19 protein-coding genes are annotated in these 19,634 nt (G+C 65.7%); 8 read left to right on the top strand and 11 right to left on the bottom strand.

The window, feature by feature from the left end; all coding sequences use genetic code 11:
• Positions 1-165 precede the first annotated feature (165 nt).
• The 4 genes from JQ617_RS05380 to JQ617_RS05395 form a co-directional block, all read right to left on the bottom strand.
• On the bottom strand, positions 166-912 hold the full coding sequence (locus tag JQ617_RS05380) for a Crp/Fnr family transcriptional regulator (RefSeq protein WP_212024947.1): 747 nt from the start codon (positions 910-912) through the stop codon (positions 166-168).
• Positions 913-917: 5 nt separating this feature from the next.
• Positions 918-4,046, bottom strand: a complete 3,129-nt coding sequence (locus tag JQ617_RS05385; RefSeq protein WP_212024949.1) for a CheR family methyltransferase — start codon at positions 4,044-4,046, stop codon at positions 918-920.
• A 164-nt stretch (positions 4,047-4,210) separates the two neighbouring features.
• Entirely contained in the window at positions 4,211-4,489 is a 279-nt protein-coding gene (locus JQ617_RS05390) for a hypothetical protein (protein ID WP_212024951.1), read from the bottom strand.
• A gap of 8 nt (positions 4,490-4,497) precedes the next feature.
• On the bottom strand, positions 4,498-5,502 hold the full coding sequence (locus JQ617_RS05395) for a chemotaxis protein CheB (RefSeq protein WP_212024953.1): 1,005 nt from the start codon (positions 5,500-5,502) through the stop codon (positions 4,498-4,500).
• Between the two features lie 84 nt (positions 5,503-5,586).
• Here JQ617_RS05395 and JQ617_RS05400 point away from each other — a divergent pair, with 84 nt between their 5' ends.
• Both JQ617_RS05400 and JQ617_RS05405 read left to right on the top strand, forming a co-directional pair.
• On the top strand, positions 5,587-5,991 hold the full coding sequence (locus tag JQ617_RS05400; RefSeq protein WP_212024955.1) for a response regulator: 405 nt from the start codon (positions 5,587-5,589) through the stop codon (positions 5,989-5,991).
• A gap of 51 nt (positions 5,992-6,042) precedes the next feature.
• Complete coding sequence (locus tag JQ617_RS05405; protein ID WP_212024957.1) at positions 6,043-6,219, top strand: hypothetical protein; 177 nt, start codon at positions 6,043-6,045, stop codon at positions 6,217-6,219.
• 79 nt (positions 6,220-6,298) lie between these two features.
• On the opposite strand, the gene JQ617_RS40175 is transcribed toward JQ617_RS05405, so the two are convergent.
• The 3 genes from JQ617_RS40175 to pdxR all read right to left on the bottom strand — a co-directional run bounded on the left by JQ617_RS40175 (position 6,299) and on the right by pdxR (position 9,442).
• Positions 6,299-6,424 carry a hypothetical protein gene (locus JQ617_RS40175; protein ID WP_283842035.1) on the bottom strand — a complete coding sequence of 42 codons (126 nt, stop codon included), beginning with the start codon at positions 6,422-6,424 and terminating at the stop codon, positions 6,299-6,301.
• 251 nt (positions 6,425-6,675) lie between these two features.
• On the bottom strand, positions 6,676-7,941 hold the full coding sequence (locus JQ617_RS05410; protein WP_212024959.1) for a hypothetical protein: 1,266 nt from the start codon (positions 7,939-7,941) through the stop codon (positions 6,676-6,678).
• Between the two features lie 94 nt (positions 7,942-8,035).
• Positions 8,036-9,442 carry a MocR-like pyridoxine biosynthesis transcription factor PdxR gene (gene pdxR, locus JQ617_RS05415; RefSeq protein ID WP_212024961.1) on the bottom strand — a complete coding sequence of 469 codons (1,407 nt, stop codon included), beginning with the start codon at positions 9,440-9,442 and terminating at the stop codon, positions 8,036-8,038.
• A 117-nt stretch (positions 9,443-9,559) separates the two neighbouring features.
• Between pdxR and JQ617_RS05420 the strand changes: the two genes are divergently transcribed.
• Both JQ617_RS05420 and JQ617_RS05425 read left to right on the top strand, forming a co-directional pair.
• The gene (locus tag JQ617_RS05420) at positions 9,560-10,021 is read left to right on the top strand and encodes a carboxymuconolactone decarboxylase family protein (RefSeq protein WP_212024963.1); all 462 of its coding nucleotides are present in this window, start codon (positions 9,560-9,562) and stop codon (positions 10,019-10,021) included.
• Positions 10,022-10,070: 49 nt separating this feature from the next.
• Positions 10,071-10,709, top strand: a complete 639-nt coding sequence (locus JQ617_RS05425; RefSeq protein ID WP_212024965.1) for an HD domain-containing protein — start codon at positions 10,071-10,073, stop codon at positions 10,707-10,709.
• Positions 10,710-10,712: 3 nt separating this feature from the next.
• Here JQ617_RS05425 and JQ617_RS05430 read toward each other — a convergent pair whose 3' ends face one another.
• From JQ617_RS05430 to JQ617_RS05440, 3 genes are all read right to left on the bottom strand, one after another.
• Positions 10,713-12,011 (bottom strand): MFS transporter, encoded by a 1,299-nt coding sequence (locus JQ617_RS05430; RefSeq protein WP_212024967.1) that lies wholly within the window; start codon positions 12,009-12,011, stop codon positions 10,713-10,715.
• 158 nt (positions 12,012-12,169) lie between these two features.
• Positions 12,170-12,424 carry a DUF3551 domain-containing protein gene (locus tag JQ617_RS05435; RefSeq protein WP_212024969.1) on the bottom strand — a complete coding sequence of 85 codons (255 nt, stop codon included), beginning with the start codon at positions 12,422-12,424 and terminating at the stop codon, positions 12,170-12,172.
• A gap of 1 nt (position 12,425) precedes the next feature.
• Positions 12,426-12,734: a DUF3551 domain-containing protein gene (locus JQ617_RS05440; RefSeq protein ID WP_212024971.1), complete on the bottom strand. Its 309-nt coding sequence runs from the start codon at positions 12,732-12,734 to the stop codon at positions 12,426-12,428.
• Positions 12,735-12,989: 255 nt separating this feature from the next.
• Here JQ617_RS05440 and JQ617_RS05445 point away from each other — a divergent pair, with 255 nt between their 5' ends.
• The 3 genes from JQ617_RS05445 (at position 12,990) to JQ617_RS05455 (ending at position 18,312) form a co-directional block, all read left to right on the top strand.
• Positions 12,990-13,712 (top strand): outer membrane protein, encoded by a 723-nt coding sequence (locus JQ617_RS05445; protein ID WP_212024973.1) that lies wholly within the window; start codon positions 12,990-12,992, stop codon positions 13,710-13,712.
• 455 nt (positions 13,713-14,167) lie between these two features.
• Positions 14,168-17,671, top strand: a complete 3,504-nt coding sequence (gene dnaE, locus JQ617_RS05450) for a DNA polymerase III subunit alpha (protein WP_212024975.1) — start codon at positions 14,168-14,170, stop codon at positions 17,669-17,671.
• A gap of 134 nt (positions 17,672-17,805) precedes the next feature.
• Complete coding sequence (locus JQ617_RS05455; protein ID WP_349630602.1) at positions 17,806-18,312, top strand: DUF2846 domain-containing protein; 507 nt, start codon at positions 17,806-17,808, stop codon at positions 18,310-18,312.
• A 70-nt stretch (positions 18,313-18,382) separates the two neighbouring features.
• On the opposite strand, the gene JQ617_RS05460 is transcribed toward JQ617_RS05455, so the two are convergent.
• Positions 18,383-18,622: a hypothetical protein gene (locus JQ617_RS05460; protein WP_212024979.1), complete on the bottom strand. Its 240-nt coding sequence runs from the start codon at positions 18,620-18,622 to the stop codon at positions 18,383-18,385.
• Positions 18,623-18,715: 93 nt separating this feature from the next.
• Between JQ617_RS05460 and JQ617_RS05465 the strand changes: the two genes are divergently transcribed.
• Positions 18,716-19,486 (top strand): carbonic anhydrase, encoded by a 771-nt coding sequence (locus JQ617_RS05465; protein WP_212024981.1) that lies wholly within the window; start codon positions 18,716-18,718, stop codon positions 19,484-19,486.
• Positions 19,487-19,634: the final 148 nt, after the last annotated feature.

A 19,634-nucleotide genomic window follows, 5' to 3' on the forward strand; every position in this document is an offset into this window, starting at 1 on the left:
ATCGTACGATGCGTCCGCATTAACATAAGCTAACGGACGCCACATTCGTTCCTACCGTCACGCATGCAGGCGCCGCGTGAAGCTCGCCTGATCTTCGGGCAGTGCTGCTGTCGGAACGGTCGATGGTTTTGGCCGGCGTTGCCCGAAGGCCTGGCCGCGTCTCGGTCACGTCGCCCGGTATGGCCGGAGATAGCCGGGCGAATACATCGCCGCATTCTTGAGCGCATCGAGATCGGGGATGGTCAAGGTCCGTTCCTTGAGGACGATGAGGCCGGACGATCGCAATTCCTGGATCGTGCGATTGGCATGAACCACCGAAAGACCGGTTGCGTCGGCAAGATCCGTCTGGGTGATCGGAAGGGCATAGGAATGGCCGTCGATCAGGCCAACGGGGCGAAGCCGTTCGAAAATCTCGCAGAACAGATGGGCCATGCGCTCGAACGCGGCCCGCCGGCCGAGGTTGATGATCCATTCGCGCTCGATCGCGCTGGTCAGCAGCGTCTCGCACATGAAGGCTTCAGCCAGCGTGCGGTGGTTCGCCATCAGCTTTTCGAAGCGCGCACGCTTGATTTCGGCGAAGGCAACGGGCGTCGCCGACGTGATCGAATGATCCAGCGTCGACAGGAGGTAGGCGTGCGCATCGCAGGTCTCGCCCGGCAGGATGAAGTTGACGATCTGCCGGCGCCCGTCCTCGAGCGTCTTGTGCCGGAACAGCCAGCCCGAGAGCACGAGGCGGACACCGTCGATCGGCTCGTCCTCGGCGATCAAATCCTCGCCCGGCCCGGCCCGCAGCAAACCTTCGAGAACGGCATGTTCGAGCGCGGCGGCATCCTCGTCCGACAAAGGGCGCAGGGCGTTGAAGCGGCGAATGACCGGCTGCGCCACTCCGACATCGGTTGCCTGAACACGCATCGTCATCATGCCTCCATCGACGGCGTATGGAAGGTGCGCTTGGTCAAGGGGATCGCGATCAGGCAGATGAGGCCGGACGCGTTGAACGAGATGGTCGTGTGTCCCTTCAGCTCGAACGCCAGGGTGCGCTCCAGAAGCTCGGTGCCGAAACCCTTGCGCGGCGGCGGCGTCACCGCCGGGCCGCCCCGCTCGCGCCATTCGAACAGCAATCGCGGAGGCTCGACGCCGTTGTCGATACGCCAGGAGATTTCGAGCCGGCCGGAGAGCTGACCCAACGCGCCGTATTTGAGCGCGTTCGTTGCGAGCTCATGGATGGCGAGCGCGAAGGTCTCGGCAGCCTTGGGCTGGAAACGGATGGGTGGGCCGGAGGCGCGCACCTGCTCGCCCTCCCGGGCATTGTAGGCCAGCAGCTCCTCGATCACGAGATATTCGAGATCGACGCCGCCCTCGGGATCACGCGTCACCAGGGCCTGGGTCCGCGCGAAGGCGTTGAGGCGGCCGTCGAGATGGGCCGCGTATTCCTCGACCGTGGAGCTCGTCTCGGCCGAGCGGCGCGCGATCGACCGCACCACGCCCAGCGTGTTGCGAACGCGGTGCTGAAGCTCGGCGAGGAGAAGGCGCTGCCGCTCTTCGGCGCGGGTGATCGCGGTGACATCGATGAAAGTGATCACGACGCCGGCAATGAAATTGTCGATGCTGCGGTAGGGCAGGATGCGGACGATGTAACGCGTACCGCTGTCCGGCGCAGTCAATTCGCGCTCGGCGCTGGCGAGCGTGCGCAAAACGCGGCGAACGTCGTCGTAGAGCTCCTCGATCGGAATGCGCGCCTTGATATGGGCGATCGGCCGGCCGACGTCGGTTTCGACCAGATGCAGGATCTGCGTGATCGCCGGCGTGAAGTTCATGACGCGGAGATCGTTGTCGAGGAAGACGGTCGCGATCTGCGTGCTTTCGAGGAAATTCTTGAGATCGCTGGTGGCGCGGGTCAGTTCCTGGACCCGGTGCGCCAGCTCGCCGTTGACGGTCGTCAGCTCCTCGTTGGCGGATTGCAGCTCCTCATTGAGCGACTGATACTCCTCGTTCGAGGATTTCAGCTCTTCATTGGTGCTTTCGAGCTCCTCGATCGTGGCCTGAAGACGTTCGCGCGTCGCCCGCAATTCGCTTTCGAGGCGTTCGACGTGCTCGGTCCGCACCAGCGCGCCGTTGCCGTTCTCGCGCGCATCGGCGGCGCGTGCCGGACCGTCCTTGAACAGCACCACGAAATTGCGATGGCCGCCGGCACCGTCCTGGATCGGCTCGACGGTGATGTCGACGAGAATGCGGTGACCGTTGACGCCGAGCTGGATCTGCTCGGTATGGGCGGATTCATTGCTTTCCGACGCGCGGGACAGCGTCGTGCGCAATTCGAGCCTGAGATCGCGGTGCACCAGCTGAAGCAGATCGAGCGAGGCGGCGCCGGCCGTCGGCTCGATGTAGCGGCCGGTGCGACCGGAAAAATGCAGGATCTGGAAATTGTCGTCGGTGATCACATAGGCCGGGGCATAGCGCTCGGCGATGCGCTGGGCGCGCCGTTCGAGCCCCACGTCCGGCCCGAACGAGCGGGCCGGCGGCGCCTCGACCGGCGCGCGGCCGGCCGAGGTCGAGATCGGGAATTCGGGCGGCAACCGCGTTCCGGTATCCAGCTTCCTGAAGATTCGCGCGCGGCGGTCGACCGGGGCAAACAGCTTGGGATGCCGCGTCACGTTCTCGGAATTGCCGAGGAACAGGAATCGCTCGGGCAGCAGCGCGAAATGAAATAGCGGAATCACCCGGTTCTGCAGCTCTGCGTTGAGATAGATCAGCAGGTTGCGGCAGGAGACGATATCGAGCTTGGAGAAGGGGGCATCCTTGATCACGTTGTGCTGGGAGAAGATGCACATCTCCCTGAGTTCCTTCACCACGCAGTAGGTGTCGCCCTCGCGCACGAACCAGCGCGCCAGCCGCTCGGGGGACATATCCTGCTCGATATTGGTGCGGTAGCGCCCGACGCGGGCGGTCGCGAGCGCACGGCCGTCGATGTCGGTCGCGAAGATCTGGACCTGCGGCGCGGAGTCGAGCGTCGCCATGTGCTCGCGCAGCAGGATGCCGATCGAATAGGCTTCCTCGCCGGTGGCGCAGCCCAGCACCCAGACGCGCACCTGCTGGCCGCTGCTCTTGCCCTCGAAGATCTTCGGGATGATCTGCGTTTCCAGCACCTCGAATTCGCGCTTGTCGCGGAAGAATTCGGTGACGCCGATCAGGAGGTCGTTGAAGAGATTCTGCGCCTCGTCCTTGTCGTTGCGCAGGAAGTCGACGTAGGAGGTGATGTCCTCGAGCTGCACGACCTGCATGCGCCGCTGCACGCGGCGCAGGAAGGTGTTCTGCTTGTAGCCGTGAAAGTCGTTGCCGGTCTTGTTGCGCAGGATGTCGGCGATGCGGGACAGCGAGGTCGCCGCCGCGGCCAGTACCTCGTCGAATCCCTGCTTCTCCTCCAGCCGCCGCAGATGGCGGGCATAGACCTGGATGTGCTCCGGGATGTCCTCGGGCGGCAGGACGTAGTCCGCGATCGCCGCCGGCCGGTTGCTGTCGACCAGATGGTCGGTCGACTCATCGCCGGCCAGCCTTTCCGCAATCGCAAGCCCGCCGTGATCTTTCAGCGTGGCAGTGCCCAGCGTACCGTCGCCATTGGTGCCGGCCAGCAGGACGCCAATCGACTGCTCGGCGCGCTCCTCGGCCAGCGAGACCAGGAAGCTGTCGATGGTGGCCCGCTCGCCCGGGCCCTGTTCGGCCTTGCGGACCGCAAACCGCCCGCCCTGGATCGTGGTGATCATGGCCGCCGGGCTGAGATAGATGGTGCCTCCTTCGACCGCCATCGCATCGCGGATGTCAGCGAGACGCACGCCATCGGCTCGCTGAACGATGCCGCGGAGCTTCACCTCGTCCAACAACTCGGCATTCTGGAGGACCAGGACGATCGCCTGGTCGTCGCTCAGCGTCAGCTTGGCGAAGAACCGCTCGATGCTGTCGATGGCGCCGGCCGATGCTCCTACGCCGATGACCAATGGGGCCTTGGCTTCAGGCTCCGGCTCCCCCGCCGTCTTGCCGACTTCGTCCATAATTGCCGTTACTCTCGTTGCCGGGACCAACGGATTCCGGTCTCTGCAATTAGCAGAAATCGACATGATCCCAACAGTTAAAAGCGGAGAACGTTCACCCCTCCGCCGAGCCGCCAGCCGAAAAGGCGCACGCCTCGGCACGGCACCGATCGCCGTTGCCTGCGCTATTTGATCGGCGGCACCAGATCGACCTCCTGCTCGAGGTAGTTTACCCTCTGGATGATGAGGGTGCGGTGCCGTTCCCACTCCACCAGGGTCTGCTTGAGCAGGTCGACCAGCCGTTCCGCCTGCCGGCAGTCATGACCGCCGGCCTGCAGCGCCCGTACCCGGTCTTCCTGTGTGTGGATGCGCCGCCAGCCTTCGTCGATATCGACATCGGCCTTCTCCAGAAGGCGGCGCTCGTCGCGAAGTTGCTGCGTGCGCTCGGCAAGGGATACTGCCATAGCGGCCTTCACTTCCTTCGATCATCCGGAGGATCGAGCGACTTTAGCACGACCCGCCGGATCATGTCGGCATATTCGCGATATTCGGCCGCGCGCAGCGCGTACATTTCGGCCACGGCGGACCTGCCGCTGCGCCGGCCATCCGCAGCCATGCGATGCACCAGCTCCGCGCGCTCCTCGATGATGCGGAGCGCAACGCGCAGGGCCTCGTCGACCTGTCCTTCCTGCTCCTTGGCGAGGGCGTCGGCGGTATAGGCGTGGCCGACCTGACAGCGAAACCGCGCGGGCCGGGCCTCTCGCACCTCGGAGAGGACCCCGCCGCAACTGGGACAGGTCAGCGCGGCCGGATCGGCGATGTCGGCGAGGGGGGCGCTGCCGATACGTTCGCCCGCGGCGATTTCCACCTCCAGACGGATATCCGGAGCGATCGGAAGCACGGCCCCTGGCGGCTCCCGGGCAAGTTCGGAGAGGACGTCGCCCAGCCGCGCGGCCGTGACGCAAAGGTCGGCCGTGGTTGCCTCCAGGGCGCGGTTCGGCATCTCCGCCGCAATCGCCTCGGCCGGATCCTGCACGACGACCGTCCCGCCGCAGCGCTTGATGGCGTTGAGGCCGGCGGCTCCGTCGGAGAGCAGCCCGCTCAACACCACCCCGATCACGCGCGGGCCGTGATGGAGCGCGGCAGAGCGGAATAGCGCGTCGATCGCCGGCCGCACCATATTTTCGCGCGGGCCGCGCCCGAGCTGGATATGGTCGCCCGAGAGCAACAGATGATGGTCGGGAGCGCCCAGATAGACGTGGCCGCGCTCGAACTTCATGCCATCCACGGCTTGATGCACGGGGAGCCGGCCGGCACCGGCCGCGACGGTTGACAGGATGCCGATGCCCTGCGCCGGGATGTGGAGGACGATGAAGATCGCTGCCGGCACGTCCGGCGGCAGGTCCGCCAGGATCCGCTTCAACGGTGCCGTGGCCCCCGCGGAACCGCCGATCACGATGATGTCGCGGTTGCTCATGGAACCCGCCATTCAATGCTTCGTTTGCACCAAGGCGGCCTGGGGCCCTATGTTCCTATCCATCGCGGGGGTATTGGAGGAAGCATGGCGATTTCGCCAACGATCTCGCGCAGGAACGCGCCCTTGTCCGGATGGCGTATCCTCGTGATCGAGGACGAGTACTTCCTCGCCGACGACATCAGCCGCGCGTTGCGCTCGGCCGGTGCGGAGATTGCCGGCCCGGTCGGCGAGGTCGACGAAGCGTTGCCGATCCTCAACTCCGGCGGCGTTCTCGACGGCGCGATTCTCGATGTGAACCTTCGCAACGAAATGGTGTTTCCCGTTGCGCAGGAGCTCAGGGCGCGCCAGGTGCCGTTCGTGTTCACGACCGGCTACGACAAGGTCAGCATTGCTCCACAATTCCGCGACGTGATGTTGTGGGAAAAGCCGATCGACATCGCGGCGATGGTCCGCGGCCTGACCCAACTGATCGCGGATCGGCCAGCGTGATGCGCGCCGTTGCGTGATCGCAACCCCGCGCACGAAGCAAGCGAGGCTCGAATGATCTACAGACCCGCACGGGGGGATACAAAGCTGCTGTCGTTTTCACGCGAACTGGTTCGAGATTCGCTTGTGGCCCTGCGCAACAGCGAATCCATCGCGCGGGCGCAACGCATCCGGGACGAATTGGTCAACGCGGAGCCGGCGCGCGGCGCGACCGAACCTGCTGAAGCGTGATGAATGGTCATCACGCTTCAGTTTGTCGTTTGCGCATGAACTTTCCGGAAAGCCGCTTCGCACTTTTCCGGATCAGGCTTTAAAGCAGGCGGCTCCAGGTCAGCCACGCGGCCACGGCGATGCACAGGGCGATCCCGAGATAGGGCAGGGCTTGCGACAGGCGCAATGACGCTGCGCCATCGTCCGTCAGCTCACGATCATCCATATGATCGCTCCCAGCATCACCAGAAAGCCCAGCATCGCGGTGGCGATGAAGGCCCGTTCGACGCGGTCCATCGTCATCATAGCCCCTTGTCCCACCTGCCATTGTGACGCTTTGCTGCGCCAACTGCATTAGGCTATGTGAATCCGCGGTCCGTTTCCGAGACATTGCTGCTGCAACGCTCGGTGTCGTTTGCGTCGTCGCGACACCGGAGACTGCAAGCAGCCCCGATGATCGGATTCTGCGTGACGCGCTTATGGCGTGGGCGCGGCGGGGGGCGCGGCGCTTTGCGGCGCGGCGCTGGCGTTCGGCTGCGGAACCGGAGGCCATGGACTGATCGGGCTGAGCGCCGACAGGGCGCAGGATGATTTGAGCTGGCTCCACAGCGCGGCGAGGCCGGTCAGGTCGATGTCGAATTTGGTCTCGTCGGTCTTGTCGTCTGGCATCGCAACGGTTTCGCGGACATGCAGGGAGCGCGAGGCCAGGATCGCCTTGACCATGTCGGCATCGATGCTGCCGCGCCAGGTCTCGTACTTGCCGGATCGGATCGGGGCCCCTCCGGCCTGCTTGTCCGTGGCGTCCGCCGTCATCAGAAGCGTGCTCGTGCCGGTGGAGGCCTCGTCGATCTCGCCGGCGAACCACAGCGGCACGCGGCTCCTGCTTTCGCAGGACAGGCGCCACTCCATGGTCCGGAACGAGGTGCCGCTCTGCTTCAGCACGGCGAGCTTGCGGACGTACGGCCGCGCGGACTTCTCCAGCCGCCACATCGTTTCGGCGAGCGGCCGGGTGTCGATGCCGAAACGATAGAGCTCGGATCGCGTCAGCACGTGCAGGTTCTCGAACTTCACGGTGTGGATCAGGGCGTCGAGCTCGCGGCTGATCCCCATCGAGGCGATGAACGCGGCGCGCTCGCGCTCCGCGCTCGCCATGCGGCGCTGCCGCGCCTCGGCGACGATCTGTGGCGGAGGATCGCCGCGAACGCGGAAGATCAGCCTGGAATTGTGGACCGCCAGCGCAGCGTCGGGCGCCACCTCGCGGGACGTCGCTCCGAGGAAGAGGTAGCCGCAGGCCGAGTTGCACATCGCGTTGCGTGTGGTGAGCTCGGCCTCGAGCTCGCCGCCGGCGTTCTTCATCTTCAGGCATGCGGCGTCGATCTGCGTGCCCGCCGCGCAGGCGGTCACGATGGTGCGGCCGACCCGGGCGACCGCCTTGCGACTGCGCAGCAACCGCGCCAGCGCGTAGGACTGATCGACATTGCCGCCGGGGGAATAGAGGTAGATCGGGCGCTGCGTGTCCTTGACGGTCGCGAGGAAGCGGCGAATGCGCGGCGCGGCCTCGCCATCGATCTCGCCCTCGATGGCGATCCAGCGGTCGCAGCCGGGCCCGCAGGTATCCGGCGCGCCCTTGGCGAGATAGATCGTCAGCCTTGAGGGCATTCCGGCTTTCTCTGCCGGCGTTTCCGCATGCAATGCGCCCGAGATCGACAGCGCGGCAACGACAAGCAGGATACGGGCGAGCATGAACTGGGAGACCGCGCGGCAAGACACGGATGGAGGCTATACGAAGATCACCCCGCGCACAACTTTCGGTGGCATGACGAAGTGCGGCGGCCGATCATCCGAAACGGTCGATGATCTGCAGCAGCCGCTCGCACGAGGCCTCGATCCGCTTCAGCGGGGATGTCGCAACGCCGAGCAGCAGGCCCGGGCGCGCCGTCGCCTGCGACGCATACCAGAGCGACAGCGCGGTCGGCGCCAGTCCGAACGATGCGGCGTCCCGCGCGATCGGAAGATCGGGTGCTCCGTCCGGCAGTCGCAGCACCGCCGCCAATCCGGCAATCGCAACGTTGGCGGTGCGCGGACGCAGATATTTCACCAGCGCATCGGCCTGCGCCGCGTAGGCCCGCTTGGTGCGGCGGAGGTGCCGCAGATAATGGCCGTCGCGCATGAAATCGGCCATCGCGCGCTGCACCGCCGGCCCGGGCGCCGGCGCAAGGCATGCCGCAGCTTCGGCGAAGCGCGAGGCAAGAGCTGCGGGGGCCACGACGAAGCCGAGCCGCAGGGCGGGCGTCACGGTCTTGCTGAAGGAGCCGATGTGAATGACGCGGCCGGCGCGGTCGAGCGAGGCGAGCGCCGGCGTGGCCCGGCCCTTGAGCTGAAGCTCGCTGAGATAATCGTCCTCGATCACGAAGGCGCCGCGTTGCGCGGCCCAGTCGAGCAGGCGCGAGCGCCGTTCCAGCGACAGCGTCGATCCGAGCGGCGCCTGCTGTCCCGGCGTCACGACAGCCAGCGCCGCGTCGGGAGCGTGCTGCAGCCCGTAGCCGACGTCGATGCCGTCGGCATCGACGGGGATCGGTGCGAGCGACAGGCGCGCAAGCGCGAGGCCGTGCCGCGTGAACGGGAAGCCGGGGTCCTCCACCCAGGCCGTCTTCTGCTCGAGGCCGAGCACGCGGAGCGCAAGGCCGAGGCCGCCGCTGAAACCGGCAGTGACGACGATCTGTGACGGCGCGCATTCGATCCCGCGCGCCAGCGCAAGGTAGGCGGCGATCTCGCGGCGCAAGTCCGGCTCGCCGCGCGGATCCGGATAGATCGCCGGCGCGCTCATCTCGACGCGGACCGCCTGCGCGCGCATGCGTGCGAGCAGCGTGGCGGGAAAGGTCTCCTGCGCCGGCACGCCCATCTGGAAGATCGCCGGCCCCGCCGTGAGCTCCCCGTACATCTCCATGAAGGAGCCGGGGTCCGGCGCCTTGTCCCGCCGAACCGGAAGCGACGGCCGGTCCGCGACATGCGTTCCGCTTGCGCGCGAGGCGACGATCAGCTGGGCCGAGGAGAGCTTCTCGTAGGCCGACCGTACCGTGCCGCGCGCGACGCCAAGCTGGGCCGCCAGGTCCTGCCAGGACGGCAGGCGCGCGCCCGGGGCGAGCACGCCGCTCTCGATGGCGGCCCTGATCCCCCCATGGATCTGCTCGGCCAGCGGGGTCCTAGCGGATCGATCGAGCTCCAGCCGCAGCGGTCGGGTCATGGCCCGTGGTACACCCTTTTTGTTCGTTCTTGGTGCTTTTTTGTGGACCAGGGCAGGGGCACCTACAGGGGGAGCAAAGGGCCGGGCAGCCCCAAAAGACCATCAAGGAGCAAGGCAATGACTGGACGTCTCGACTACGAACGCATCGCACCTTCAGGCGTCAAGGCGCTCGGCGGCGTCTATGGCTACGTCCTGCAGAGCGATTTGCCTGCGACATTGGTGAACCTCGTCTATCTGCGCGTGTCGCAGATCAACAACTGCGCCTATTGTCTCGACATGCATACGCGCGATCTGCTCAAGGGCGGGGTGAAGATCGAAAAGCTCGCGCTGTTGCAGACGTGGGCCGAAGCCGGCGACCTCTTCGACGCGCGCGAGCGCGCAGCCCTCGCATGGGCCGAGACGGTGACGCGCGTTGCGGACACCGGTGTGCCTGAGGAGGCCTATGACGCGGCGCGCGCCGTCTTTGGGGAGCGCGAACTCGTCGATCTCACCATCGCGATCGGCCTGATGAACACCTACAACCGGATGGCCATCAGCTTCCGCAGGACACCGCAAGCCGTGCTGGCAAAGGCCGCCTGACCGGCCGCGAACGCAATCGACCGATGTGTGTCAAGGCAGGAGCTTTAAGATGACCAATGTGATCTCCGGCGTGACGATCCCCGACAGCAAGCTGGCACGCGAAGCCGCTGAGCTGGTGCGCAGCTACGAAGACGAGATGCTGTTCAACCATTCGGTCCGGGTCTTCGTGTTCGGCGCCATGAAGGGGCAGCGTCAGAAGCTGAAGTTCGATGCCGAACTGCTCTATGTCGCCGCGCTGTTTCACGACCTCGGGCTGGTCGATCACTATCACACCGAGACCAAACGGTTCGAGGTCGACGGTGCCGACGCTGCGCGCGATTTCCTCCGGGCGCGCGGCATCGGCGAAGCGCAATCCGATCTGGTGTGGGAGGCGATCGCGCTGCACACCACCCCCGGCATTCCGCAATTCATGCGGCCGGAGATCGCGCTCACCAATGCCGGCGTCCTGGTGGACGTCGTCGGCGTCGGATATGACGACTACACGCCCGAGCAGCGCGAGCAGGTGATATCGGCGTTTCCGCGCGGCGATTTCAAGAACGAGTTCCTGAAGGTGCAGACCTGCTCAGCGCTGAAGAAGCCGCAGACGACGTTCGGAACGGTGAACTTCGACTACATCCAGGATCACGATCCGAGCTTCCACAAGCCGAACGCGTGTACGCGCATCCGCAACACGCCCTGGCAGAGCTAGCCGTTACGCCACCCTGTCCCTGGTACGGCTCTGATGATCCGGCGCCAATGGCGGCGCAGGTCGGGCGGGAGCCAACGGAGCGATATCGACGACGACCGGCGTGGACCCGGCGTCGCGCCAGGCAACGATCCAGATCAGGAAGCCAAGCAGCGCGAGCACCGCGCCGACGGGACCGGTGGAGGTCCAGCCCAGCCCCTCGCGAATGGCGATGCCGCCCAGGAACGGGCCGAGCGCGTTGGCGGTGTTGAACGCCGAATGGTTGAGCGCGGCGGCGAGCGCCTGCGCATCGCCGGCGACGTCCATCAGCCGGGTCTGCAGGATGGCGCCGAGCGAGACGCTGGCGCCGATCGCAAAGACGTCGATCGCCAGCAGCCACGGATTGCCGGCGACAAGCGGGAAGACCAGCAGCGCGACGGCGGCAAACAGCAGGATCACGCCCGCCGTCGGCATCAAGGCGCGGTCGGCAAAGCGCGGCACGAACAGGTTGCCAAGCGTGGCGCCGATGCCAAAGATGGCCAGGAAGAACGGGATGACGGTGACGCTGACCTTCGTCACCTCGATCAACGTGGTCGCCAGATATGTATAGACCGCGAACATGCCGCCGAAGCCAATGGCGCCGATCGCCAGCGTGATCCAGATGCGGCCGTTTCGGAGCGCACCGAGCTCGCGCAGCGGATCGGACCGGCCGGCCTGGTCGCGTGGCGCGAACAGGGCGCAGAGCAGCACCGTGAGCAGCGCCAGCACCGAGACGAGGCCAAAGCTTGCGCGCCAGCCGACCGCTTGGCCGATCAAATTGGCCAGCGGCACGCCGATAATGGTCGCGACCGTCAAGCCGAGCATCACTTGGCCGACCACCCGAGAGCGGCGGTCGAACGGCACGAGTGAGGCGGCGACCAAGGCGGCGATGCCGAAATAGGCGCCGTGCGGCAGCCCCGAGAGGAAACGCGCCGCGATCATCCAGCCAAAGCCGGGCGCGAGCGCGGTCAGCGCGTTGCCGAGCGCGAACACCAGCATCAAGGCCAGCAATTGCGTGCGTCGGGCGAACCGCGCGCCGAGCACGGCGATCAGCGGTGCGCCCAGCACGACGCCGAGCGCGTAGGCACTGATCGCGTGTCCCGCGGTCGGCTCGTCGATGCCGAGGTCGGCGGCGAAGAACGGCAGCAGGCTCATCGATGCGAATTCGGTGGTTCCGATCGCAAACCCGCCCATCGCGAGCGAGATGAGGACGATGGCGAGGTGTGAGGGGGCTGTGGCCGCGATTGAATTGGCGCGCGGTGAGGTCGCGTGAGGCGAGGTCGTCATGAGTCCTGCATTGGTGGCGGCAACGGGAACCAGCCCAGCGAACGTCGCCACCCCTGCAAGATTTGTCCGACCTACTTAAACCTGTGCCGGCTTGCGTCAACGCTGCAAGCTCGCCGAATGGCGGTGCGCATATCAGCCTCCCGATTTGCAGCTGCCGCTCAATGGTCGCGTCGCGTCCGGGACCGGGTCTTCGGTTCGTTCCGCGCAAAATACGGATTCACGATGCAGGTCGCCGACCGGCCGACCGCGAGATATTTGCACTGCTCGAGCGTCGCGTAGCGGCAGTCGGCATAACCGACGGGGCCGTAGATCTGCATGCAGACCGGAAAACGCGGATCGTAGGTCTGCGCATGCGCGGCGGCGCTCGCGAGCAGCGCGCCCGTGACCAGGAGGGCGAGGGCGGGCCCGCGCATCTCAGCGCGGCTGATAATAGCCCGGCACCAGGTTGCGTGGACGATTCTGGTACGCGTAGGGATCATCGCTTTGTCCCCCGAAATACGGATTTGCGATGCAGGTCAGCGCGCGGCCCGAAGCGCTCGCCTGACACTGCGCGTAGGTGTCGAACATGCAATTGCTCAGTCCCGGCCATTCATCACCCGTGAGGCAGAACGCGTGATGCGTCCCGAATGCGCGTGCAGGCTTGCTCGCGCTCAGCGTGAACGTGAATGTGGCGATTGCGAGCGAAAGTGTGGCGACAATGGGGAAGGCAATTCGTCCACTCATTTCTCGTTTCTCCAATCACGTGAATGTGCGCGCGACGATGTTACGCGCGCACGCATTCTATCGCGTGTCGCCGACAATGGAACTCTCGAAAACACTTGTTTCAAAGGGTTTCCAGCGCGCTCCGGTAAATCTTCATTAATGAAGCGCGGGCCTTTGGCGCCAACTGTTGCGTCGTGGTTACAGCAATTCCATCGATCGCTGTTATGACCACCCAACGGCCCGGGGGCCTAACGACGAAACTGGAACGGGAATCAAATGAAGAAGAATTTGTTGCTTGCTGCTGTGAGCCTCGTCGCGCTGAGCGCGACTGCGCCGGCGCTCGCTGCTGACCTCGCCGCGCGTCCTTACACCAAGGCGCCCGCAATGGTCGCCGCGATCTACGACTGGAGCGGCTTCTACATCGGCATCAACGGCGGCGGCGGTTCGGCGCACTCGACCTGGGACGTCGTCGGCGGTGGCCGCGAAGGTTCCCACGATGCGACGGGCGGCACGGTCGGTGGCCAGGTCGGCTATCGCTGGCAGTCCGGCCAGTGGGTGTTCGGCGTGGAAGGTCAGGGCAACTGGGCTGACTTCTCGGGCGACAACGTCAGCGCGCTGTTCGCGACCCGCAATCACTCGAAGATCGATTCGTTCGGTCTGATCACCGGTCAGGTCGGCTACGCCTGGAACAACGTCCTGCTCTACGTCAAGGGCGGTGCCGCTGTCGCCAGCACCAAGTACGACGTGTTCAGCACCGCTTCGGGCGCGCTGCTCGCCTCGAACGACCAGACCCGCTGGGGTGGCACGGTCGGTGCCGGCCTCGAGTACGGCTTTGCGCCGAACTGGTCGGTTGGCGTCGAGTACAACCACATCTTCCTGCAGGACAAGGACGTCACCTTCGCTCTGGTGCCGTCGACCGATCGCATCCGTCAGGACGTCGACATGGGCCTCGTCCGCCTGAACTACAAGTTCGGCGGCCCGATCATCGGCCGTTATTGATACCGACCGCTCTTTCGAGCGTTCGCGAAAGCCCCGGCCATCGGCCGGGGCTTTTTTATTGCGTGAATTCAGCGAGTTAACCATCCGCTTGCGAGATCGCTGGTCCGGCTTGACTCCCGTGAACGAAATGAGAACAATGTTCTTCATACGTTCTAGCAAGGGAGCGAGACCATGTTCAGGATTTTCGTGGAAGAGGCGGCTGCACTGGCGTCCATCACGCTGTTCGTCGGGATGATCGCGATCTGGGCCCAGGTGATACCGCAACTCTGATGCACGCCGCAGGGGGGGAGGGGCCGGGTTGTTGAAAAGCGGGACGACGCGGCCGATCGACCGCTCCGGCGTGGACTCTGGGGCTGCGACACCCCACCATTGCGGGGCGAGTCGGCGAGCGGGTGCATGATGCCTAAGGAGCCGGCGACCGCTCCATCTCATCTGCAAGAGGCCGTCACGCGACCATGCCGAGCGCCGGATTTGTCCACCTTCACGTTCACTCGGCCTATTCGCTGCTCAAGGGCTCGATCAAGATCGCCAAGCTCGCTGAGCTCGCGAAGAAGGACCATCAGCCCGCGCTGGCGCTGACCGACACCGACAATCTGTTCGGGGCGCTGGAATTCTCCGACAAGATGGCTGGTTCCGGCATTCAGCCGATCGTCGGCTGCGAGCTCGCGATCGACTTCGGCGATCAGGATCCGAACGCGCGCAATGCGATTGGCCCGTCGCGAATCGTGCTGCTCGCCGCGCAGGAGCGCGGCTATCGCAGCCTGATGCGGCTGAACTCGCGGGCGTTCCTCGAAACGCCCGACAGCCATGCTCCGTTCATCAAGTTCGACTGGTTCGAGGGCGAGACCGAGGGGCTGATCGCGCTGACGGGCGGACCGGACGGGCCGATCTCGCTGGCGCTCGCCGGCGGCATGGCGGACCTCGCCGCGACGCGCTGTGAGCGCCTGGCCAGCCTGTTCGGCGATCGCCTTTATATCGAGCTGCAGCGCCACAACATCGACAAGGAGCGGCGCATCGAGGGCGGCTTGATCGACATCGCCTATGCGAAGGGCCTGCCGCTGGTCGCGACCAACGAGCCGTATTTCGCATCGACCGACGATTACGAGGCGCATGACGCGCTGCTCTGCATCGCCGGCGGCCGGCTGATCGCCGAGACCGATCGCGTGCAGCTCACGCCGGATCATCGCTTCAAGACCCGCGCCGAGATGGCGGTGCTGTTCGCCGACATCCCGGAGGCGCTGGCCTCGACGGTCGAGATCGCCGAGCGCTGCTCGTTCCGTCCGATGACGCGCAAGCCGATCCTGCCGTTCTTCACGGTCGGCGCCGCCGCCAGCTCCGATGCCGCCGCGGTCGAGGCCGCCGAGCTGAAGCGGCAGGCGGAGGAGGGCCTCGCCAACCGCCTGCGCGTGCATGGCCTGTCGCAGGGCACCACGGAGGAAGACTACGACAAGCGCCTGGCGTTCGAGCTCGACGTCATCATGCGCATGAAGTACGCGGGCTACTTCCTGATCGTGTCCGACTTCATCAAATGGGCCAAGGCGCATGGCATTCCGGTCGGACCGGGCCGCGGCTCCGGCGCAGGCTCGCTGGTGGCGTGGGCGCTGACCATTACCGACCTCGATCCGATCAAGTTCGGCCTGCTGTTCGAGCGCTTCCTCAACCCGGAACGCGTCTCGATGCCGGACTTCGACATCGACTTCTGCCAGGACCGCCGCGGCGAGGTGATCAAGTACGTCCAGGAGCGCTACGGGCGCGACCAGGTCGCGCAGATCATCACCTTCGGTACGCTGCAGGCGCGCGGCGTGCTGCGCGACGTCGGCCGCGTGCTGCAGATGCCCTACGGCCAGGTCGACAAGCTCACCAAGCTCGTGCCGCAGAATCCGGCCGCCCCCGTGACGCTGGCGGCCGCGATCGAGAGCGAGCCGAAGCTCCAGGCGTTCCGCGACGAAGACCCGGTGGTGGCGCGCGCCTTCGACATCGCGCAGCGCCTCGAGGGCCTGACGCGTCACGCCTCGACGCACGCGGCCGGCATCGTGATCGGCGATCGGCCCCTGAGCGAACTCGTGCCGATGTACCGCGATCCGAAGTCGGACATGCCGGTAACCCAGTTCAACATGAAATGGGTCGAGCCGGCGGGCCTCGTGAAGTTCGACTTCCTCGGCCTGAAGACGCTCACCGTGCTCGACGTCGCCTGCAAGTTGCTCAAGCCGCGCGACATCCACGTCGATCTCGCCACGCTGCCGATCGACGACGCCGACAGCTACCAGATGCTGGCACGCGGCGAGGTGGTCGGCGTGTTCCAGGTTGAAAGCCAGGGCATGCGGCGCGCGCTGGTCGACATGCGGCCCGACCGCTTCGAGGACATCATCGCGTTGGTCGCGCTCTATCGACCGGGCCCGATGGCGAACATCCCGACCTATTGCGCGCGCAAGCACGGCGACGAGGAGCCGGAATACCTGCACCCCGTGCTGGAGCCGATCCTGAAGGAGACCTTCGGCGTCATCATCTACCAGGAACAGGTGATGCAGATCGCGCAGGTGATGTCGGGCTATTCGCTCGGCGACGCCGACCTGCTGCGCCGCGCCATGGGCAAGAAGATCCGCGCCGAGATGGACAAGCAGCGCGACATCTTCGTCGCCGGTGCGGTGAAGAACGGCGTGCCGAAGGCGCAGGCCGAGACCATCTTCGAGCTCTTGGCAAAATTCGCCGACTACGGCTTCAACAAGAGCCACGCGGCGGCCTATGCGCTGGTGTCGTACCACACCGCCTACATGAAGGCGCATTATCCGGTGGAGTTCATCGCCGCGTCCATGACGCTCGATCTGAACAACACGGACAAGCTCTCCGAATTCCGCTCCGAGGCGCAGCGCCTCGGCATCAAGGTCGAGCCGCCGAACATCAACCGTTCGGGCGCGACCTTCGAGGTCGGCGACAAGGTCATCTACTACGCGCTCGCCGCGCTCAAGGGCGTCGGCATCCAGGCCATCGACCAGATCATCGAGGAGCGCAACAAGAACGGCCTGTTCACCTCGCTCGCCGATTTCGCCGCGCGGGTGTCGCCGCGCGCGATCAACAAGCGCATCATCGAAAGTCTCGCCGCCGCCGGCGCCTTCGATACGCTGGAGCCGAACCGGGCGCGCGTGTTCGCCGGCGCGGATGCGATCCTCGCCGCCTGCCAGCGCGCGCATGAAGCTGCGACCGTCGGCCAGAACGACATGTTCGGCATGTCGGCCGACGCGCCGACCATCATGCTGCCGCAGATCGAGGCATGGCTGCCGGCCGAGCGGCTGCGCCGCGAATATGACGCGATCGGCTTCTTCCTGTCGGGACATCCGCTCGACGATTACGCCACCGTCCTGAAGCGGCTGCGCGTGCAGAGCTGGGCCGAATTCTCGCGCGCGGTGAAGACCGGCGCCACCGCCGGCAAGGTCGCGGCGACCGTGGTCTCGCGCATGGAGCGGCGCACGAAGACCGGCAACAAGATGGGCATCATGGGCCTGTCGGACCCGACCGGGCATTTCGAGGCGGTGCTGTTCTCCGAAGGTCTCGCGCAATATCGCGACGTGCTGGAGCCGGGCGCCGCCGTGCTGCTCCAGCTCGGCGCCGAGTTGCAGGGCGAGGACGTGCGCGCCCGCGTGCTGCATGCCGAGCCGCTCGACGACGCCGCGGCCAAGACGCAGAAGGGCCTGCGCATCTTCCTGCGCGATACCAAGCCGCTGGACTCGATCGCCAAGCGTCTGGCCGGTCCCGATGCGGCCGCTTCGAACGGCGCTGCGCCAAAGGTCGGCAGCCCGGCCATCGCGCCGCGCTCCAACGGCGACGGCGAGGTCTCGCTGGTGATGATGCTCGACCTCGAGACCGAGGTGGAGATGAAGCTGCCCGGCCGCTTCAAGGTCTCGCCGCAGATCGCCGGCGCGATCAAGGCGGTGGCGGGCGTGGTGGACGTGCAGCAGATCTAGCTGCATCGCGCGTTGCGGCCGGCCGGTCATACGACGAAGTTGTCATAATGGATCGGTTGCAACCTTGCGCTGATTCTGGCTAGCATATCCCGGGGAATGGGCTGGGGTGTGCAATGCTACGATGGGGCGCTTTGGTGCTGGCCGCCGGCGTGATGCTGGCTGGGTGTGTGAGTGATCGGGTCGGAACCGACTTTGCATCCGTGTCGAAGAAGATCGGTCCGCCGCGCGCGGGACATTCGCGCGTGGTGTTTCTGCAGGACAAGCGCAACGGCCTCAGCATGGCGATCTGTGCCTGCGAGGTGAAACTCGATGGTGCGCCGCTCGGGAAAATCGTGGCCGGCAAATATGCCTATGCCGATCTTCCGGCCGGGCGTCACGACGTGCTGGTGACCGAGGCGCTGTTTCCGGGCGACACCAAGCGCCAGATCGTGATGGAAGCCGGCCGGACGCACTTCTACCAGATCAAGAGCAGTGCGAGGCACGACGCCACGACCGGAGCCGCGGTCCTCGGCGGTCTGGCCGGACTGGCGGTCGTGTCCGTCGCGACGGCCGGCGAGGCCAATCCCGGGCCGGGCGAAATCGTCGCTCTGGACGAGGCAACCGCGCGCACGAAGCTCGCGGAGCTGCAGGCCGTCGAATAGGGCGTGCGCAGTACGATGAACGGCCTCTGATCGCGCCGCGCGCCGTTGCCGGGGATGACGGGCAGCAGCTTTAGAGCGCGACCAGATCGGAACGAATCGCCACCGTGATCTGGATCGTTGCTTGAGCACGATCTTCACGCGAACGCGTGCCGCTTGCGTCGTTGAGAGAAAAAATTGCGCCGACCTTCTCGGATCGCTCTTTGGCGGGCTGATTTCGAATGATGCAGGCGGACGCAAGCCAGTGCAGTCGTGGAGCGCACGATGAGCAATCGTTTTGGCTTTGCGGTATGGTTTGCATTGCAGCAATCATCGGTTGCATCGCTTAACATTTGTTATTTCTTCACATCGGCGTACCTATCCTCGCGGCACTTCCATTCGTCCACGGTAACTGGGGAAACGTCACATGTGCGACAAGTGCTCTGACTCTCTGCATCATCAATCACTGCATCAAGACGTCGTGCCGTCACGGCGGTCGGCGATGCTGTTTGGCGCCGCTGCGTTTGGCATGGCCTTCGCCGGCGGAGCTTTCGCCAACGGCGCCTCGGCAAAGGAGGCCAAGCAGCCGCCGAAGCCGCAGAACGTGCTGTCGCCCGACGAGTCGTTGAAGCGACTGATGGAGGGCAACGGGCGCTACGTTTCGGGCGTGGCGCGGCGTCACGATTTCAAGCACGAACGCGAGGCGCTGGCCGGCGGGCAGAACCCGTTCGCGGCCGTGCTGAGCTGTGCCGACTCCCGCATCGCGCCGGAATATGCGTTCGATACCGGCCGCGGCGATCTCTTCGTCTGCCGCGTCGCCGGAAACTTCGCGGGCACCGAAACCATCGCCAGCATGGAATATGCGGTCGCGGTGCTGAACGCGCCGCTGATCCTCGTGCTCGGTCATGATGCCTGCGGTGCGGTCGATGCGACGCTGAAGGCGATCAAGGACGACAAGCAGCCGCCGGGACACATTCCCTCGCTGGTCGATGCGATCGCACCGGCCGCGAAGGCTGCGATGCAGCAGGGCGGGGACGTGCTCAACAAGGCGATCCGGCAGAACGTGGTCGACAACGTTGCCAAGCTGAAGGCGGCGGCGCCGATCCTCAATGCGGCCGTGGAGCAGGGCAAGCTGAAGGTCGTCGGCGGCATCTACCGGCTCACGACCGGAACGGTGGATTTGATCGCACAGGGCTGAGCGGGGCTCGCGCCGCATTGCGGTCGCGAGGCTTACGCCGACCTGACGCTGGGTTTGATGTGGGGCGGGGGCGTCATGCCGCCGCCTCAATCCGCGCTTTTCGTTCAAGAGCCATTAAGCCAGCCGCGCGTCTGATGTGCGGTGGCCA

This window comes from Bradyrhizobium sp. KB893862 SZCCT0404, assembly GCF_018130885.1.
Lineage (GTDB): Bacteria > Pseudomonadota > Alphaproteobacteria > Rhizobiales > Xanthobacteraceae > Bradyrhizobium > Bradyrhizobium stylosanthis.

Coding starts and splice junctions, on each gene's coding strand:
- JQ617_RS05465 (WP_212024981.1), top strand. CDS start 18,716: ATGTGCGACAAGTGCTCTGACTCTCTGCATCATCAATCACTGCATCAA.
- JQ617_RS05385 (WP_212024949.1), bottom strand. CDS start 4,046: ATGGACGAAGTCGGCAAGACGGCGGGGGAGCCGGAGCCTGAAGCCAAG.
- JQ617_RS05410 (WP_212024959.1), bottom strand. CDS start 7,941: ATGCTCGCCCGTATCCTGCTTGTCGTTGCCGCGCTGTCGATCTCGGGC.
- JQ617_RS05420 (WP_212024963.1), top strand. CDS start 9,560: ATGACTGGACGTCTCGACTACGAACGCATCGCACCTTCAGGCGTCAAG.
- JQ617_RS05395 (WP_212024953.1), bottom strand. CDS start 5,502: ATGAGCAACCGCGACATCATCGTGATCGGCGGTTCCGCGGGGGCCACG.
- JQ617_RS05460 (WP_212024979.1), bottom strand. CDS start 18,622: ATGATTGCTGCAATGCAAACCATACCGCAAAGCCAAAACGATTGCTCA.
- JQ617_RS05435 (WP_212024969.1), bottom strand. CDS start 12,424: ATGCGCGGGCCCGCCCTCGCCCTCCTGGTCACGGGCGCGCTGCTCGCG.
- JQ617_RS05440 (WP_212024971.1), bottom strand. CDS start 12,734: ATGAGTGGACGAATTGCCTTCCCCATTGTCGCCACACTTTCGCTCGCA.
- dnaE (WP_212024975.1), top strand. CDS start 14,168: ATGCCGAGCGCCGGATTTGTCCACCTTCACGTTCACTCGGCCTATTCG.
- JQ617_RS05390 (WP_212024951.1), bottom strand. CDS start 4,489: ATGGCAGTATCCCTTGCCGAGCGCACGCAGCAACTTCGCGACGAGCGC.
- JQ617_RS05400 (WP_212024955.1), top strand. CDS start 5,587: ATGGCGATTTCGCCAACGATCTCGCGCAGGAACGCGCCCTTGTCCGGA.
- pdxR (WP_212024961.1), bottom strand. CDS start 9,442: ATGACCCGACCGCTGCGGCTGGAGCTCGATCGATCCGCTAGGACCCCG.
- JQ617_RS05430 (WP_212024967.1), bottom strand. CDS start 12,011: ATGACGACCTCGCCTCACGCGACCTCACCGCGCGCCAATTCAATCGCG.
- JQ617_RS05380 (WP_212024947.1), bottom strand. CDS start 912: ATGCGTGTTCAGGCAACCGATGTCGGAGTGGCGCAGCCGGTCATTCGC.
- JQ617_RS05425 (WP_212024965.1), top strand. CDS start 10,071: ATGACCAATGTGATCTCCGGCGTGACGATCCCCGACAGCAAGCTGGCA.
- JQ617_RS40175 (WP_283842035.1), bottom strand. CDS start 6,424: ATGGATGATCGTGAGCTGACGGACGATGGCGCAGCGTCATTGCGCCTG.
- JQ617_RS05445 (WP_212024973.1), top strand. CDS start 12,990: ATGAAGAAGAATTTGTTGCTTGCTGCTGTGAGCCTCGTCGCGCTGAGC.
- JQ617_RS05405 (WP_212024957.1), top strand. CDS start 6,043: ATGATCTACAGACCCGCACGGGGGGATACAAAGCTGCTGTCGTTTTCA.